Below are 16,008 nucleotides of genomic sequence, written 5' to 3'. Positions count from 1 at the left end.
CAGATCCCCATTTGCACGTCAAATTTCGGGTGCGCCCACTTCTGCGGTTAGGGCAAAGCATTGGATCGAGTTTCGCCGACTGAATATATGTCCGCTATTACGCTTTTTTCACCAAAAGCCGACCTTCCGTTATGTCCCAGCCTTTGCCGTTCGGGACTGCCGATCGTCGGTGCGGCAACAATCGACCAGAATTGGACGAACGTCGCTAAATCCGCGCAGCCTGATACCGGTCGTTCCCGTGCGCTTTGTGTCAACCGGGAACGACGATGACTGGGTGGTTTGCTGACAGGCGGCTTTGAGCGAGAAATGGCAAGAAGCGGACCGTCTCGCGTGCTTGGTATGTCGAAAGTGTTGCTCCTTAAAGGTTTATGAAAAACCTGTTTCGTGTCTCGCACTAGGCTGATGGAAGGGCCGTCTTTGGTAACCTGAAAATCTGCCTTGTCCTCTGCGTTACTTGACGCTCCGTTGAAAAGTCTGAGCGTTGTTGCGCCCTCCGGTTCGCTGATAAAAAGAGCGTGCTGCTTTCCATTGGCGTCATCCAAAGTCAGGAAAACGCTCGAGTAACCCTTGTCATTCGTGGCATACCCACTTCTTTCTCGGCCGGCGTAATCATAGAGAAGCATACCCGAAACCGTATTGTCCTGATCGCCGCCCCTTGTAAGAATTTTGCCCTCTTGTTTGGCATTGGGGAGCGGCGCCCCAACCTCACCCGTGTAATCCCGTTTGGATCGACGACTTCCAGGCTTCTTACTCGTACATTATCAATAATTCCGCTTTCCGCATCGCTCGGTGAGGATGCTCGTGCAGTATTTGCGACACCGGTCATAGATATAGCTGTTCCTACAGCCACAGCGCAGATTGCCATCAACGTTACAACGCGGGTGCGGCGTTCCAGCTTCCTGATCCTTTTCTCGAGAAGCGCGATCTTTTCCGACATGACTCTCCTTTCTTGGTCATTGGATACGGGTCGAACTAGGAAGCCAGATATCCTGATCGACACCTGTTTAGTGTAGTAGGGATGTACTACGCCTTGTTCAGGAACTAGGACAAGAGAAAAGGCGGAGACGCAGGCCATTTCGGGCCGTAGCGACACCGGCCTCCCATCGAGGCCCCTGTACATTATTCGGACACAGATTCACGGTAGGCCGCTTGCGACCAGAGGCGGTCGTAGCAGGAGCCATCTGCCGATCCCGGAAGCGGACATTCTGGAGCGGGCTTCTGATACCTTCCAGTCCCCGGAAAGCGGAGGTCGCCATATGGTGTCATAACCGACCGGTTGTGACACCGGACCAGTGCGATCGGCTTCGGCAAGGGGGGTAGTCGGCAGGCTTTCTCAAGACCCCAGAAACCCAGAAACGACGATCGCCACTCGCTCGCCACGCGCATCGCGCCTGATCCTTCCTGTGCGCTCCAGCTCGGCCAAGCCGTGAAGGGTTGCCCAGAATGTCTCGGTCGCAGCCTCAACATTTCCTTCTAACGGCGCGACGACAGCCGCCAGCGCCGCGAAGGCGTCATGCAACTCCGATCTAGTGTCGGCTTTTGCAAAGCGGAGATTCGTCGGCATCGTGAACATCGCTTCGTATAAGGCGGGATGCTCGCGCGCGAAGGCGAGATAGGTGGTGGCGGCGCGTTCGAGCGCGCGTTGACGGTCAGTCGATTCTGGCGCGACGTGCCGAAGCGCGGATGTCAGGTCGCGAAAGCCCGCTACTGCGACCGCCGTGATGATCGCATCCCTGTTTTCGAAATGCGAGTAGAGGACCGGCTGACTGTATTCGATCTCGTCGGCCAAACGACGGATCGTAACCGCGCTCCAACCTTCACCTTCTGCGATCGCCCGCGCTGCCGCGGTGATGCGTTGCTCGCGCTCGGTCCGCTCCCTGCGCTTTCTATCTGCGGTGCCCATACTTTATCCTTCCGAACAATCGCAACAGCAACACCTTAAAGCAGATTGTGAATCTAGCGTTGCTAGCATATATATCGGGCATGGACGGAGGCTTATGATGCACTGGTTCTCGATCGGGGTTGCGGTGTTGGCGGCGACTGCGATCATCGCGCTCGGCATCATGTATCTCACAAAGCCCAGGACAGCGACGGAAAGCTTCGGGCTGCCGCTGCCGGAGGAAGGAGCGAACACCGATTGGTGGCTCCGCCTCAAGGGCTCGCGGGACATCGTCTCGGGATTGATCGTGTTCGCCCTGCTGGCGTGGGGCGATCTGCGCCTCCTCGGCATCGTCCTGCTGATTCAGGCGATTACCCCGATATGCGACATGTCGACCATCCTGGCGGCGAAAGGCTCGACCGGGAGGGCGTTGGGCATTCATGGCCTCACGGCCGCGCTGATGATCTTGGCGGCGATCCCGCTAATCACGGGGCTGGCCTGAGATGTTGCACACTATCTCGACGTGGTTAGTCGTCGCCGCGTTTTTCGGGGCCGGGGTGTTCAACGCTATAGGCACATCCGCCACGCGAAGCGATTTCGTCCGCTGGGGGTATCCGCCGTGGTGGTGCCGCGTCACCGGCGCGCTGGAGATCGTGACCGCCGCGCTGGTCGCTTATCCCCCCACGCGCGGGATGGGCCTAATCCTCGGCGCCGTCATCATCGCCGCGGCGATCCTGACCGTCCTGCGCCACCGTGAATACAGCCACCTCACGCAGCTCGGCCCCTTTGTCGCATTGCTAGCGCTGGCGGAGATACTCTAGAGGAGCGATGCCATGACGACTCTCGATCCCAGCGACGGCTACGTCGTGCTGATCAACACGTTCACCGTCGATGCCGCCAAGGCGGATGAGCTTTACAGAGAGCTGCTGGAAGCCACGGAAAAGGGCATGAAGCCGCGCCCCGGCTTCGTGTCGGCCAACCTGCACGTCAGCAACGACCGCACACACGTCACCAACTACGCGCAGTGGCGCAGTCGGGCGGACATCGACGCGATGATGGCCGATCCGACCGCGCAGGCGCACATGAAGCGCGCGGCCGACATCGCCGTTTCGTTCGAGCCGATCTACTACGAGCTGCGCGACAGCGTGACGGTGTAGCACGGTGGCGCGCTACTGGGTGGGGGTCGCCAGCCGCGATCATGTCCGCACGGCGGTCGAAGGCGGGTTTTTCCAGTCCAACCACGGCAAGGAAGCGCCGCTCAAGCGAATTGCACGCGGCGACTAGGTGCTGTTCTACTCGCCTCGCGAGGAGATACGGTCAGGCGCGCCGATCCAGGCCTTCACCGCGATCGGCGAGGTGATCGACTACGAGCCGCAACAGGCGGTTCAGTCGCAGACGTTCAAGCCCTTTCGGCGACAGGTCCGGTATGAAGGCGGGCGTGACGCCCCGATCCGGCCGTTGCTGGAGGAGCTGTCCTTCTCGCGCGGCGGGAAGAACGGGGGCCAAGTGCTTCGGCGCGGCCTGTTCGAGATCGAGGCCGACGACCGCACGGTGATCGCAGCGGCGATGAGCGTTCGTCGTCGCGCAGACCGCGCCTGACGAGCGGCTGGGCTGGTGTCACAACCGAACGGTTCTGACACTGGACACAAGGGCAGCTTTGCCTTCGGCGCTGCCGAAAGCGGACCGTCTCGAACTTCCCAGACCCGGTCGAAAAATGGCCCAGAGTTAGCAGGTGCGTATCGATTGCGAAAAATGGCTATTTGCTACCCCAAGCAGAACATCGGTCGAACACAGAGGTCTTGACGGATTGGTGACACTGACCGAAAAAGAAAGGTGCTCAGTCGCCAGCGGGCTTCAAACGCCTGTTGGAAAAGCATTTAATCCGGCGACTCGCTCGATACGGTGCGCATTCTCAAAAGTGGTTTGCAGTCCCTATTTTGGCGCAAACCCTATGTGGCGTTCTTAAATGCCTGAAAGCCGACCTTCAGACGACAATCGCATCGAGAATGGCGGACGCGCCCGTGACGGGCACGAACAGCCGCGTGCGATAGCGAATGATCTCGGTGAAACAGCCCTTGGCCTTGTACCAGTCGAGCCGTTCGCCCGCGAAGCCGACGAGTTCGAGCCGCTGGCTGCCGTTCACCAGCGACCGTTTGACGTTAAGCCGATCATGGCTTCGAATTTCGAGCGACTTGCCGCTGGCCATCACCAGCGAGGCAAACTCGCCAACCGCGGGTCCGATCACATCGCTTAGCCCGAACGCAGTCGCAATGTCGGGCAGATCGGAGGCCAGAATTTCCCTGCCGATGAGCGCCCGGCCATCGCCGGTGACGATACGGGTGACGCGAACATAATCGCTGGAAAGCCGGTTCCAAACCGGCAGCAGAAGTCCCGTCGCCAGATGGACGCGTTCGCGGGCAAGTTCTGACGCGGCTTGGCTCTCCTCGGCGCGCCAAAACCGTTCGAAACTGTCAGGATCGATCTTTTCCCAATGGCTTTCTGCCAGCGCTTCCAGAGTCCAGATGCTGTTCTTGAGCGGTCGCAGAAGGCGGCTGCGTTCTATGACGCTCCCGTCATCGGCAATGATCCGCCGGGCGGGCACACATAGAGCGACCCCTCCCGAGCGCTCGTTACGCATCGGCTGACCAAAGGCCGAACCAATGTCGTGCATGATGGCGAGGCGATCGAAGCGTAGCGGCTTCAGTCGGCGCCGGATGTCGAGCGTCAGCAGATGCGTCGTCGCGCCCGATGCGGCGTCAGTGCGCAACAGCTGGTCCGAGACGATATCGAAGCTTTCAACCGCGACGGTCTCGATCCCGAGATCGAGCGTGCCCGCTTCGCGCGCCGCCTCGATACGCGCCTCGATCAATGAGAGATATTCATCGAAAATCGCATTCTGGATGGCGATGGGAAGTGCCAGGATGCGATTGAGCCAGCGCTGGATCGATGGAAGATTGTCGGTAAGGCCCCCATCGGGGCTTTCCAGCTTGAGCCCCGTCAGTTCGACGAAGCGGCCGAACGCGATCGCCTCGAGCTTGCTCTCGTAGAGCAGATAGAACCAGCGCGTGAGGGCATCGCGCGCATAGTCGCTTTCGAGATTGTCGGCGGGGTCGAACAGGTTTTGTCCCCCCGTTTGCCGCTGGCCGCGCGTCAGCGCGCCAAGGCTGTCGAGGCGCCGCGCGATCGTCGAGATGAACCGGCGCTCGCCTTTGACATCGGTGGTGACCGGACGAAACAGCGGCGCCGAGGCCTGGTTGGTGCGATTGGTGCGCCCCAGTCCCTGGATCGCATTGTCCGCGCGCCAGCCAGGTTCGAGCAGGAAATGCACGCGGCGCTGCCGGTTATGCGCGTCGAGGTCGGCATGATAGGAACGGCCCGTCCCGCCCGCATCGGAAAAGACGAGAACGCGTTTCACGCCGTCCATGAAGCTTTGCGCTTCGGCGAGATTTGCGCGCGGGGTTCGTCGTTCAAGACGCTGCTGCCCGCGCCTGTCGGTAATCAGTCGGCGGCTGCGCCCCGTCACTTCGGCCACGGCGTCCGTCCCAAAATGCTCGATGATCGCGTCGAGCGCGGTGGCGATCGGTGGCAGCGCGCAGAGCTGTTCGATCAGCGCATCGCGCGCCTGTATCGCGCTGCGGCAAAGCACGGGATTGCCATCCGCGTCGCTCATCGCTTGCGAGCGCAAATTGCCCTCCTCGTCGGTAAAGACCTGCATCAGCCGAACCGGGAAGCTCTGCGCGAGATAGTCGATCACATATTCGCGCGGCGAGAGGTCGATATCGAGCGCTTCGCGTTCTTGTGGGCTGAGATCGGCGAGCCGCCGGTCGAGCATCGCCTCTGCGGTCGAGACCAGCTGCACCACCACCGAATGGTCTTCAGCGAGCGCCTCCTCGATGGCCGGCAGCAGGCTCGGCAGTTTCATCGAGAGCAGCAGCTGCGCGAAGAAGCGCTGCTTGGTGCCCTCGAAGATCGAGAGCGCGGCCACCTTGGCGTTCCGATTGAGCGTATCGCCGCTGTCCTCGTCAACGACGCGCGTGGCTTCGAGTGCGGCGTTCAGATTGCGGTGGATGATCGCCCATGCATCGGCATAGGCGTCATAGATACGGATTTGCGCGCCCGTTAGTTTATGTTCGAGCAGCTTATATTCGACGCCGGCAAAGGATAGCGCGCGGGCGAGATAAAGCCCTTGCGCCTTGAGGTCGCGGGCGACCAGTTCCATCGCGGCGATGCCTCCAGCGCGGATGTCGGCCATGAAGGTCTCATAGGTCGCGAAGGCGGTTTCCGAACCCCAGAGACCGAGGCGCGCCGCGTAGCCGAGATTGGCGATGTCTGACGCGCCGGTGGCGGACGCATAGAGCACTCGTGCCCGCGGCAGATGGTTTTGAAGGAGCAGGCCCGCCAAGCCCTGTTCGGATCCTTTGACCTTGCCGCGGGTGCCATTGCTGCCCAGCGCATTGGCCATGGCGTGGGATTCGTCGAACGCAATCACGCCTTCGAAACCTTCGCCCGCCCAGGCCAGAATTTGACCCAGCCGCGTATCTTCCATCCTGCCCGAGCGCAGCGTCGGATAGGTCACGAACAATATGCCGTTCGCGATTCCAACCGGCGTGCCGAGCTTCCAGCTGCCGAGTGACTGGATGTCCATCGGCAGACCGCCCAATGCTTCCCAATCGCGCCGCGCATCCTCGATCAGCGTTTCGTTCTTTGTGATCCAGATATGGCGGCACTCACCGGCAAGCCACCGGTCCATGATGACGGCCGAAATCTGCCTGCCCTTGCCAGCACCCGTGCCGTCACCGAGAAAGAAGCCCTGGCGATAGGCAACGCCGTTGTCGGCGATCTCGAGCCCGGTGCCTCCCTTATCGACGGTGAAGGGCCCGGGCAGATCGCGCGCGAAGGCGCTTCCTGCGTAGATCAGCGTTTCGCACTGGGCCTGGGAGAGCATCTGACGCCAGCCCGGCGGAACCAGCGGTTTTGCATCGGGCACCGGCGCCGGTACCGACCCCATGGCGACGGATTCGACCAGCGACGTGGGATGCGCCGAGGCACCTGCTATAATAATCCGGCTTGGACGGTAAGGCAGATAGATGCCGACTTGATCGGGAAGCGGCGCGGGTTCTTCGAGCACGGTGTAGTCAAGCGTCTCGACCACCGCGCTTTCGCTTATGGTCGCGGCAAACGGGGCCATCGGTTTGCACGTTCCAGACCGGATGGGAACGACGAGCGCGGACCGGGCCGGAATAGGCGTCGACGCTGACCTGACAGATAAACGATGCGGGAGGTCGCCGATAGCGGCGTTCAAGTCGGACAGCGACGCGCATTCGGTCTCAAGCGGATCGAAGTCCCGAACAGCCTTGTCGATCACGATCATCCGCACCGATATTCCGGTGCCGACCGAGCGAAACGCGTTCGCGAGCAGCGCGTCGAGCAGCACGGTGGCGTCGCCGATCTCGCGAGCAAATCGCCTCGCGCAAAATCCTTCAGGCATGATCGCCGCGATTCTCGCTCCGTCGGCGCTCAGGCGCAGCGCGCTGCGCAAATGCCGCATGGCGGACTTGCTGTCCTTGCCACGCTCGAGACTGCGCGCGAATGGCGGGTTCATGATGACCGCGCTGGGAAGCCGAGCGGGGTCCATCAACTGATCGATCAGTTCGCCATCATGAGCAGTGATGGCGGCGCACGGGAGCAGCGTCTGCAACGCCTCACGGCGCAGGGGATCGATTTCGTTGAGGATAAGCGAGGAGCCGCCAAGATGCGGCCAGATCGCGAGCATGCCGGTTCCCGCGGACGGTTCGAGCACGACATCGCCCGCTTCACTTCCGCAGGCCTTCGCCATCAACCAGGCCAGCAAGGGCGGCGTGGAAAATTGCTGAAGACTGATCTGCTCTTCGCTGCGCACATGGCGCGGCGGCAGCGCTGCCTGGAGCCAGTCGAGGCGCGCGTCGACTTCGAAAAACGGCGTGTCCAGATCGATCCGGCCATGAACCTTCAGCCAGAGCAGCGCGCCGAGTTCCACCGCGCTATTGCTCTGAGCTACCGTCCAGCTATGATCGGCGTCGCTGCTGCCGGTGGCTTCGGCGAACAAGCTGGTGATATGGGCGCGCGTGAGATGCTGTCCGCTCGCGAGCCGTTCGGAGATAGTGCGTGCCACCTGGACCATCGAGGTATCGCTTGAAACGTGATCGTGAGCGGGAAAGAAATTTGTCTGGATGTTCATCGGGCTTCCTCCTGGGTTCGAGCAGCAGCCTGACCACATCGTCAGACCGCCGGGTCACCCGGTGAAAAAGCCCTCTTTCCTCTCAAGTTTTGCGGAAGGCGCACCAGCTCACCAGCTCGTCGTTCCAGTCGGTGCCCGGAACCGAAGGTGTCCGGACCTTGATGGTCCGGCCTTCCCGACCGTAGACCTTTAACGCGCGTTCGGCGGCGATTTCGCCCCCCTCGTCGGCATCGACGAACAGATGCAGTTCGGTGACGCTATCGGGAATGGCGACGGTTCCGAAACGCTTGTTTCCGAGCGTCGCCCAAACCGGAATACCGGTAAGCGCCCGCGCGGAAAGCGCGCTCTCGATCCCCTCGGCCAATCCGAGCTTTCCATCGGCCGGCGGGAACAGCCGCACAGCGCCTACGCCGAGCTCGCCCAACGCGCGTTTGGGATTGTCGAATTTGGCCTTTTCAGGCGTGGTTTCGCTGAGAAAGGTCCGATGGATTGCGATCAGGCGTTCGTCGAGGCTGACCGCGGCGATCATGGCCGGAAGAAATCGTACCGCGCTTTTCGCACCGAGCGGCGTCCGGGGATGAAATCGCAGCTCGCGCGAGGAAGCGCGGATCGACCGCGCTTCGAGATAGGTTTTTGCAGGTGTGTCGTGAATGAACCGTCCCTCTCGCCAGAGTCTTAGCGCATTACGGGACGGACTGTTGCCCGGCTTCCCGACCTGTTCCCGCTGGAATCCGCTTTGCGAAAACAGATCGCGCGGATTTATACCGATCCGGCCTAAAGCCGAAAGGACCTCGTTCTGGCTGCAGCCCGCGAAACAATGAAACAGGATCGCGTTCTGGCCGAGACTGACACCGAGCGACGGTGTGCGATCATCATGGGCGGGGCAGCAAGCCATGCCCTTGGAGCCGGACCAACGACCTTTGAGCTGGAGACAAATCGAGCGGGCGTTTGCTTCGAGAGACGACGCTGCATGGTTTGGGACTGGGAGGGACATCTGGGAGGGCTCCTTGGCATATTGCGGTCCTCTCCAATCCGCAGGCTCCCCTCTTCAACTGGCCGAGAAAGCGATTTCCTACAGCCGTATGTTCTTTCTATGTTCTCATTCGATTCGATGCAAGGAGATGTACGGTGAAACGGATTTTACGATGTTCGGGCCTAGTTGCCGCGTTGCTGGCCGGTGCCGCGCCGGCACAATCGCTCCGCGATGCTGGTGCCGATAACACCGTCGATATCGACGAGGAGAAATCGGATTTTCAGCTGTTCGAGCACCAGGTTGCAACAGAATCGGATCGAGCAGAGGCGTACGTTGATCCAGCTGCGACTTTCACTCGCTCGACCACCGCGTTTCTCCTCTCAAGGCAGGGTAGCAACGCATCCTTCCGCGAAGCCATCTATGCGGCAAGCATTCGCGAAGCAGAAATTCGCTACGCTCTGCCCTCCGGGCTGTTGCGCGCGCTGATCTGGCAGGAATCTCGGTTCAACCCGATGGCGGTCAGTCCGGCAGGCGCTGCGGGCCTCGCGCAACTCATGCCCGCCACCGCGCGCTACCTTGGCGTTTCCAACCGCCATGATCCCCGGGCAAGTATCGACGGCGGCGCACGTTATCTTCGCGAAATGCTCGACAAATTCGGCGCAATCCATCTGGCGCTTGCCGCCTATAATGCTGGACCGGGCGCGGTCATGCGTGCCAAAGGCATCCCCCGGAACAATGAAACGCCGGGTTATGTCCAGTCCGTGCTGGCACGCTGGAAAGTGATGGTTCGATGAAATCAGGGCATAACGACAAACGAATACGCGTGACCGGCACGATCGAGCATTCACCACGAGGCCCGCTACTCCGCTGTGCCGATGACGATGTCTGGAAGCTCGAGCTCGAGGACATTGATCTGCCGACAGGCGCGTCGGAAATTATAGTCGAAGGTCATCAGTCCGGTTTGGATGAAATTACGGTCGACTGGATTGGCGAAAGCAGTCATCCCTAGAGTGTCGACGGTCCGCAGTGTCTAGAGCAACGAAGGCATCGAGGATATCCAAAATACCATGATCGATTAGCGGCTTGCAAATTTCGCCACGACGCATGTTCGATCCTCGCGCAGTTCGTCAAGGTAGTCGCTCCACCACTGGGCCATCCTTACGCGTTCGTCCCAATGTTTTCCGCGATGATAGATGCCCCGAACGGCATTGCTGTCGCCATGAGCAAGAGCCCGCTCGATCGCATCCGGGTTCCACAGGCCGGATTCGTTCAGTAGTGTTGAGGCGGTTGCGCGCAGCCCATGTGCGGTGACCTCGTTTTTCGAATATCCCATGCGGCGAAAAGCAGCGTTTAATGTATTCTCGCTCATTGGACGTTGCGAGGTTCGGGCCGATGGGAAAACATATCCTTCGGCTCCCCACATATCCGCCAAGTCAGACAGGTGGGCAACAACTTGTTTCGAAAGCGAAACAGCATGCGCTCGGCGCGATTTCATTTTGCCTTCTGGGATAGTCCAAATGCCATCCTCCAAATTGAGCTCCAGCCATTCGGCGTGCCGAAGCTCTCCGGGTCGAACAAAAACATGAGGGGCAATCATCAAAGCGCATCGGGTGATCGAATTACCGGTGTAGCCGTCAATTGCCCGGAGTAAGCCGCCGAGTTCCAGCGGCTCTATAATCGCGGCGTAATGGGTTACCCGAGGCGTAATCAGGGCACCCTTGAGCATACTGGTTGGATCGGATGAGCAGCGCGTCGTCGCGACGCCATACCGGAAAACCCGACTGGCGAAGGAACGGCACTTCTTAGCTGTCTCATGCTTCCCCGTCGCTTCAAGCCGCTTGAGCGGAGCTAGAATCTCGAAAGGTTCGATCTGATCGATCGGGCGCTTTCCAATGCCTGGAGCTAGCTGTTCTAGAAAATAATTAGCCTTCACGATTGTCGCTTCTGCCCTCCCATTCCGAACCATCATCTGCTCGATGTATTCGCTCGCGACGGTTTCGAAAGTTTGGGCCGACAGGAATTCAGATTTGATCTTTTGCTTCCGCTTCTCGAGTGCAGGGTCGCCGCCGCCAGCAACGAGTTGGCGCGCCTCGTAGGTCGCTTGCCTCGCCGCTTTAAGGCTAACATCTGGGTAGGCTCCGATTGCGAGCTTTTTTTCCAGCTTCCCGATCCGGTAGCGGAATCTCCAGAGTTTCCCGCCAGCCGGCGTTACCTCAACATAGAGGCCGCGGTCGTCGGCCAACTTGTAAGATTTGTCTTTTGGTTTGAGAGCGCGAAGCCGAGTTTCTGTGAGGGGCACGTGCGGGCCTTTTCTCAATGCGGTTATTGCAAAGGCCCGCAAAAGGCCCGCAAAAATGTGTGGAACACCCGAGAAATCGCGGGACGGTCCGGCACCACCCCAAGGCCAAATCCTTAGGGTTTCTGCGGGTTTTATAGACTATTTGGGAGTTCATGAGAAGAACAAATGGTGCCCAGAAGAGGACTCGAACCTCCACGACCTTGCGATCACCAGCACCTGAAGCTGGCGCGTCTACCATTCCGCCATCTGGGCCCCTTTCGGGAAGGCGCGTCCTACCGGCTGGCGCGCCAATGTCAATGCGGAGCTTTCCTGCGCGCGCGCCATTGGTATAGGTACGGCGCGAGCAGACGCGCGATATCGCCGCCAAATGAAGGAACGACATGCAGAACCGGTTGGTGACCATTTTCGGCGGCGGCGGCTTTCTCGGGCGTTATGTCTGCGAGGAGTTGCTGAGAGCGGGCTATCGCATCCGCGTCGCCCAGCGCGATCCCTCCAACGCGGTCGGCATCAAGCCGCTGGGCGGGCTGGGCCAGACGCAGTTCGTTGCCTGCGACATCACGAAAAAGGTGAGCGCGCTGCGCGCCGCGCGCGGCAGCGATGCCATCGTCAATCTGTGCGGTGCCTTTGCGGACCGCGGCGAGGAGGTGAACCGCGACGGCGCGGGCTATATCGCCGAGGCCGCGGCGGAGATCGGCGCCCGCGCGTTGGTCCATGTCTCGGCAATCGGCGCCGATCCCGAGAGCGAGAGCATTTACGGGCAGACCAAGGGCGAGGGCGAGCAGCGCGTGATGAAGGCGTTCCCGAACGCCACGATCATGCGGCCGTCGATCATTTTCGGACCGGACGATAATTTCCTGAACCGCTTCGCAAACCTGATCCGCCTATCGCCGATGGTGCCGGTGATCGGCGCGAAGACGAAATTCCAGCCGGTGTTCGCAGGCGATGTCGCCGCCGCGATCCGCGTGGCCGTGAGCGAGCCTTTCAGTCATCAGGGCAAGAGCTATGAACTGGGCGGGCCGGAGCGGCTCTCGATGCTCGAGCTCAACCGCTGGATCGCGCAGGAAATCGGTGCGGAGCGGCTGTTCATCGAGGTGCCCCATCTCGCTGCATTCGCGCTGACGCTAGGCACGCGCTGGCTGCCCCATCCGCCGATCACCGAGGATCAGCTGACGATGCTCAATCGTGACAATGTGGTCGCCGAGGGTGCTCAAGGACTGCGGGAGCTCGGTGTCGAGCCGACCCCGCTGGCCGCGGTGGCGCCGGACTATCTGGTCAAATATCGCCGCCACGGCCGGTTCGGGCGCAAGCCGCGCACCGCCTGAAAGGCCCTGCCGGCGCCGGTCAGAAGAAGTAGAGCAAAGCCGCGCCCATCGCCACGCGGTAGACGACGAACACCATCATCGACGCGTTTTTCAAAAAGCGCATCAGGAACATCATTGTCGCCAGCGCGGCGAGGAACGTCATTCCCCCCGTAATCAGCGCCTCGACCAGCAGGGCGTGATCGGCCTTCAGCAGATCCGGTACGATCAATATGCCCGCGCCGGCGATCGCCGGGATCGACAGCAGGAAAGAAAAGCGCGCCGCCTCGACCCGTTTGAAGCCCAGCACGCGCGCCATGGTCATGGTGACGCCCGAGCGGCTGGTGCCGGGGATCAGCGCCAGCGCCTGCGCGCAGCCGACCAATATGCCGTCCCGCAGGCGCAGCTGTTCGAAGCTGCGGTTCCTGGGTCCGAAGCGGTCGGCCAGCCCCAGCAAGATGCCGTAGACGATCAGGTTGATCGCGATGAGATGGGTCAGGCGCAGCGATTCGAGCAGGTCGTCATTTCTGATCTGCAGGTTGAAAAAGGTCTGGGCCACCCCGTTCAGCGCGCCGGTCTTAATCGCCAGACCCACCAGCACCGCGGGGATGGTGCCGACGATGATCCACCAGAACAGCTTTTTTTCCCGCGGCGCGCTGCCGATGCCCACGGTGGCGAACCCGCCGCGCGCGAGCCCCGCGACGTCGCGGAAGAAATAGGTAATGATCGCGAGCAGCGAGCCGACATGGACGGCGATGTCGATCATCGGCCCCTGGTCCTGATATCCGGTAAAGATCGGCAACAGGATGAGATGGCCCGACGAGCTGATCGGCAGGAATTCGGTTACGCCCTGGACGAGCGCGATCAGGAGCATCTGGAGAAAGGTCATGCGATATCCGTCGGCTAAAATAGGCCCGGCGCGGTTTTAGCAGGGCGGTAAAAATTGTCAGCCCGCGATATTGGTCCGGTACGGGACTATTACGCCCTCCGTTTGGCACAATATATTGTACCTCTGCATTTTCCGATCGTTTTGGGTCAATAGTGCTGTCTGTTCTGCCGGAATATGGCTGACAACGGCTTGTCCCCGCCCTATCCCGCGCGCATGACCGAGAAGATGCTCCAATTCGTCGAGCGCAAACAGCGTTACCCCGAAAAGCGCGCCGCCGATGTGCGTGCGCAGGATTTTCACGAGATCGCCGAACGCTATGCGAGCGACGGCGCCGAGCATCAATCGGCGCGCTGTTCGCAATGCGGCGTGCCCTATTGCTCGGTGCATTGCCCGCTGCACAATCATATCCCGGACTGGCTGCGCCTAACCGCCGAGGGGCGGTTGCGCGAGGCTTACGAGATGAGCAGCATGACCTCCACCATGCCGGAGATTTGCGGGCGCATCTGCCCGCAGGACCGCTTGTGCGAGGGCAATTGCGTGATCGAATTTTCGGGCCACGGCGCGGTCACCATCGGCTCGGTCGAGAAATATATCACCGACACCGCCTGGGCCGAGGGCTGGGTGGAACCGTTGCAGCCCGGCCCGTCGCGCGGCCAGTCGGTCGGCGTGATCGGCGCCGGCCCTGCGGGGCTCAGCGCGGCGGAATATCTGCGCGTCGGCGGTTATGAGGTGCATGTCTATGATCGCCACGATCGCGGCGGCGGCCTGCTCACCTACGGCATCCCCGGCTTCAAGCTGGAGAAGGAAGTGGTGATGCGCCGCGTCGACCGGCTGAAGGAAGGCGGTATCGTCTTTCACGAAGGCTTTGCCGTGGGCGAGGATGCCTCGCTCGACGAACTGCGGGGCAAGCATGACGCGATCCTGATCGCCACCGGCGTCTACAAAGCGCGCGACCTCAAGGCGCCGGGCAGCGGGCAATTCGGTATCGTGCCCGCGCTCGATTTCCTGATCGCCTCCAATCGCAAGGGCTTCGGCGACGCGGTGCCGGAATATGACGACGGCTCGCTCAACGCCGATGGTCGTAATGTCGTGGTGGTCGGCGGCGGCGATACCGCGATGGACTGCGTGCGCACCGCCATCCGCCAGGGCGCGACCTCGGTTAAATGTCTCTACCGCCGCGACCGCGAGAATATGCCGGGTTCCCAGAGAGAGGTGGCCAATGCCGAGGAGGAGGGCGTCGAGTTCGTCTGGCTGAGCGGCCCGACCGCGTTCGAGGCGGACGGTGACGGCGCGGTCACGCGCGTGCGCGGCACCAAGATGAAGCTCGGCCAGCCCGAGGCCAGCGGCCGCCGCGCGCCAGAGCCCGATCCGGACGGCGATTTCACGATTGCGGCCGACCTCGTCATCAAGGCACTTGGTTTCGAAGCCGAAGACTTGCCGATCATGTTCGGCGCGGATGATCTGTCCGTTACCCGCTGGGGCACGCTGCGCATCGATCACGAAACGATGATGACCAATCTGGACGGCGTGTTCGCGGCGGGCGATATCGTGCGCGGTGCAAGCCTTGTCGTCTGGGCGATCCGCGACGGCCGCGAAGTCAGCGAGACGATGCACGCCTATTTGCGATCGAAGAGGGCAGAGGAAAAGAAAGCGGCATGAGGCTGACCGGCGAACAGGCTAAGGTGATCAAGTCGGCGGCGCTGGAAGCGTTTGGCGCGGATGCGGTCGTTCGACTCTTCGGAAGCCGGGTCGACGATGGCACGAGCGGAGGCGACATCGATGTTCATATCGAGGCCGCCCCTGAACATGCGACAGTCGACGCCGAGGTGACGTTCAGGGCACTTATCTGGAAACGGCTTGACGAACCGCAGATCGATGTCGTGGTTGCGGCACGCGGGGCGGAGAAGCGCTGGATCGACCGCGCGGCCGAACGCGAAGGTATCGCGTTATGAACCGCGAGGAGCTCTTGGCGGCAACCGCCGAAGCCGCAAGCGCGGCAGCGTCCGTAGCCGATCACCTTGACCGTCTGACCGCGCGCATCGGTTCTCGTTTTCCGCTACAGGGGTCGGACCTGCGCGAATGGGACGATGATCCACGTGAGCGCCTCCACGCCTTTCTCCGGCTATTCGAGCAGTTGTTCGATCTCACCAGCCGAAAGCTGTTTCGCGGTGTTCTGGTCCTGTCCGGCGAGACGATCACGGGCATGTCGCTGCAGAACCAGTTTCGCCGCGTGGAAGCCTTGGGCGGCATCGAAAGCGCTGGCCGCTGGATCGAGCTCGGCGCGGCGCGCAATATTCTGGTTCATGATTATTCGACCGACCCGGATGCGCAGGCGGCGCGCGCGAACCGCGCCTGGAACGATGCTCCGGACCTGACCGCAGCGACGCGCTCCACCATCGCATGGCTTGGCCGGGAAGAGTATCTGTCGTGATCGAACAGGAACGCCAGCGCAT

Annotated in this window: 17 protein-coding genes and 1 tRNA gene; 12 read left to right on the top strand and 6 right to left on the bottom strand. The window is 61.3% G+C overall.

Annotated features, from left to right (window positions below):
• Nucleotides 1–515 precede the first annotated feature (515 nt).
• On the top strand, nucleotides 516–1,013 hold the full coding sequence (locus ACOQPC_RS04170) for a hypothetical protein (protein WP_420607403.1): 498 nt from the start codon (nucleotides 516–518) through the stop codon (nucleotides 1,011–1,013).
• Nucleotides 1,014–1,333: 320 nt separating this feature from the next.
• On the opposite strand, the gene ACOQPC_RS04165 is transcribed toward ACOQPC_RS04170, so the two are convergent.
• Complete coding sequence (locus ACOQPC_RS04165) at nucleotides 1,334–1,903, bottom strand: TetR/AcrR family transcriptional regulator (RefSeq protein WP_420607402.1); 570 nt, start codon at nucleotides 1,901–1,903, stop codon at nucleotides 1,334–1,336.
• Nucleotides 1,904–1,997: 94 nt separating this feature from the next.
• On the opposite strand from ACOQPC_RS04165, the gene ACOQPC_RS04160 reads away from it, so the two are divergent.
• Genes ACOQPC_RS04160 through ACOQPC_RS04140 form a run of 5 tightly spaced genes read left to right on the top strand, consistent with a single transcriptional unit; the run spans nucleotide 1,998 to nucleotide 3,478 of the window.
• Nucleotides 1,998–2,381: a DUF4267 domain-containing protein gene (locus ACOQPC_RS04160; protein ID WP_420607401.1), complete on the top strand. Its 384-nt coding sequence runs from the start codon at nucleotides 1,998–2,000 to the stop codon at nucleotides 2,379–2,381.
• A 1-nt stretch (nucleotide 2,382) separates the two neighbouring features.
• Entirely contained in the window at nucleotides 2,383–2,700 is a 318-nt protein-coding gene (locus tag ACOQPC_RS04155) for a DoxX family protein (protein ID WP_420607400.1), read from the top strand.
• Nucleotides 2,701–2,712: 12 nt separating this feature from the next.
• Nucleotides 2,713–3,036: an antibiotic biosynthesis monooxygenase family protein gene (locus ACOQPC_RS04150; protein ID WP_420607399.1), complete on the top strand. Its 324-nt coding sequence runs from the start codon at nucleotides 2,713–2,715 to the stop codon at nucleotides 3,034–3,036.
• Nucleotides 3,037–3,040: 4 nt separating this feature from the next.
• A complete protein-coding gene (locus ACOQPC_RS04145) occupies nucleotides 3,041–3,163 on the top strand; it encodes a hypothetical protein (RefSeq protein ID WP_420607398.1) in 123 nt (40 codons plus the stop codon).
• Nucleotides 3,164–3,478: a hypothetical protein gene (locus tag ACOQPC_RS04140; RefSeq protein WP_420607397.1), complete on the top strand. Its 315-nt coding sequence runs from the start codon at nucleotides 3,164–3,166 to the stop codon at nucleotides 3,476–3,478. It begins immediately after the preceding gene.
• Between the two features lie 385 nt (nucleotides 3,479–3,863).
• Here the strand turns inward: ACOQPC_RS04140 and ACOQPC_RS04135 are convergent, their stop codons facing one another.
• Entirely contained in the window at nucleotides 3,864–8,096 is a 4,233-nt protein-coding gene (locus ACOQPC_RS04135) for a strawberry notch-like NTP hydrolase domain-containing protein (RefSeq protein ID WP_420607396.1), read from the bottom strand.
• Between the two features lie 82 nt (nucleotides 8,097–8,178).
• Nucleotides 8,179–8,991 (bottom strand): DUF7146 domain-containing protein, encoded by an 813-nt coding sequence (locus ACOQPC_RS04130; RefSeq protein ID WP_420607395.1) that lies wholly within the window; start codon nucleotides 8,989–8,991, stop codon nucleotides 8,179–8,181.
• 233 nt (nucleotides 8,992–9,224) lie between these two features.
• On the opposite strand from ACOQPC_RS04130, the gene ACOQPC_RS04125 reads away from it, so the two are divergent.
• Nucleotides 9,225–9,863 (top strand): lytic transglycosylase domain-containing protein, encoded by a 639-nt coding sequence (locus ACOQPC_RS04125; protein WP_420607394.1) that lies wholly within the window; start codon nucleotides 9,225–9,227, stop codon nucleotides 9,861–9,863.
• Between the two features lie 29 nt (nucleotides 9,864–9,892).
• Nucleotides 9,893–10,078, top strand: a complete 186-nt coding sequence (locus ACOQPC_RS04120) for a DUF5818 domain-containing protein (RefSeq protein WP_420607393.1) — start codon at nucleotides 9,893–9,895, stop codon at nucleotides 10,076–10,078.
• 66 nt (nucleotides 10,079–10,144) lie between these two features.
• Here ACOQPC_RS04120 and ACOQPC_RS04115 read toward each other — a convergent pair whose 3' ends face one another.
• Together ACOQPC_RS04115 and ACOQPC_RS04110 are read right to left on the bottom strand one after the other, a co-directional pair.
• Nucleotides 10,145–11,368, bottom strand: a complete 1,224-nt coding sequence (locus ACOQPC_RS04115; protein WP_420607392.1) for a tyrosine-type recombinase/integrase — start codon at nucleotides 11,366–11,368, stop codon at nucleotides 10,145–10,147.
• Between the two features lie 166 nt (nucleotides 11,369–11,534).
• Nucleotides 11,535–11,620 (bottom strand) — tRNA-Leu (locus ACOQPC_RS04110).
• 128 nt (nucleotides 11,621–11,748) lie between these two features.
• Here ACOQPC_RS04110 and ACOQPC_RS04105 point away from each other — a divergent pair.
• Entirely contained in the window at nucleotides 11,749–12,690 is a 942-nt protein-coding gene (locus ACOQPC_RS04105) for a complex I NDUFA9 subunit family protein (RefSeq protein WP_420607391.1), read from the top strand.
• Between the two features lie 19 nt (nucleotides 12,691–12,709).
• Here ACOQPC_RS04105 and ACOQPC_RS04100 read toward each other — a convergent pair whose 3' ends face one another.
• Complete coding sequence (locus ACOQPC_RS04100) at nucleotides 12,710–13,555, bottom strand: undecaprenyl-diphosphate phosphatase (RefSeq protein WP_420607390.1); 846 nt, start codon at nucleotides 13,553–13,555, stop codon at nucleotides 12,710–12,712.
• Between the two features lie 174 nt (nucleotides 13,556–13,729).
• Between ACOQPC_RS04100 and ACOQPC_RS04095 the strand changes: the two genes are divergently transcribed.
• From ACOQPC_RS04095 to ACOQPC_RS04085, 3 genes are read left to right on the top strand one after another with little or no spacing between them, the layout of a single operon-like run.
• Nucleotides 13,730–15,214 carry an NAD(P)-dependent oxidoreductase gene (locus ACOQPC_RS04095; protein ID WP_420607389.1) on the top strand — a complete coding sequence of 495 codons (1,485 nt, stop codon included), beginning with the start codon at nucleotides 13,730–13,732 and terminating at the stop codon, nucleotides 15,212–15,214.
• The gene (locus ACOQPC_RS04090) at nucleotides 15,211–15,507 is read left to right on the top strand and encodes a hypothetical protein (protein WP_420607388.1); all 297 of its coding nucleotides are present in this window, start codon (nucleotides 15,211–15,213) and stop codon (nucleotides 15,505–15,507) included. Before ACOQPC_RS04095 ends, ACOQPC_RS04090 begins: the two co-directional genes overlap by 4 nt.
• A complete protein-coding gene (locus ACOQPC_RS04085) occupies nucleotides 15,504–15,986 on the top strand; it encodes a hypothetical protein (protein ID WP_420607387.1) in 483 nt (160 codons plus the stop codon). Before ACOQPC_RS04090 ends, ACOQPC_RS04085 begins: the two co-directional genes overlap by 4 nt.
• Nucleotides 15,987–16,008: the final 22 nt, after the last annotated feature.

The sequence above is a fragment of the Novosphingopyxis sp. genome, from assembly GCF_965218915.1.
GTDB lineage: Bacteria > Pseudomonadota > Alphaproteobacteria > Sphingomonadales > Sphingomonadaceae > Novosphingopyxis.
Note: the sequence above shows the minus strand (reverse complement) of the source record. Positions and strands in the feature narration are given on the sequence as shown.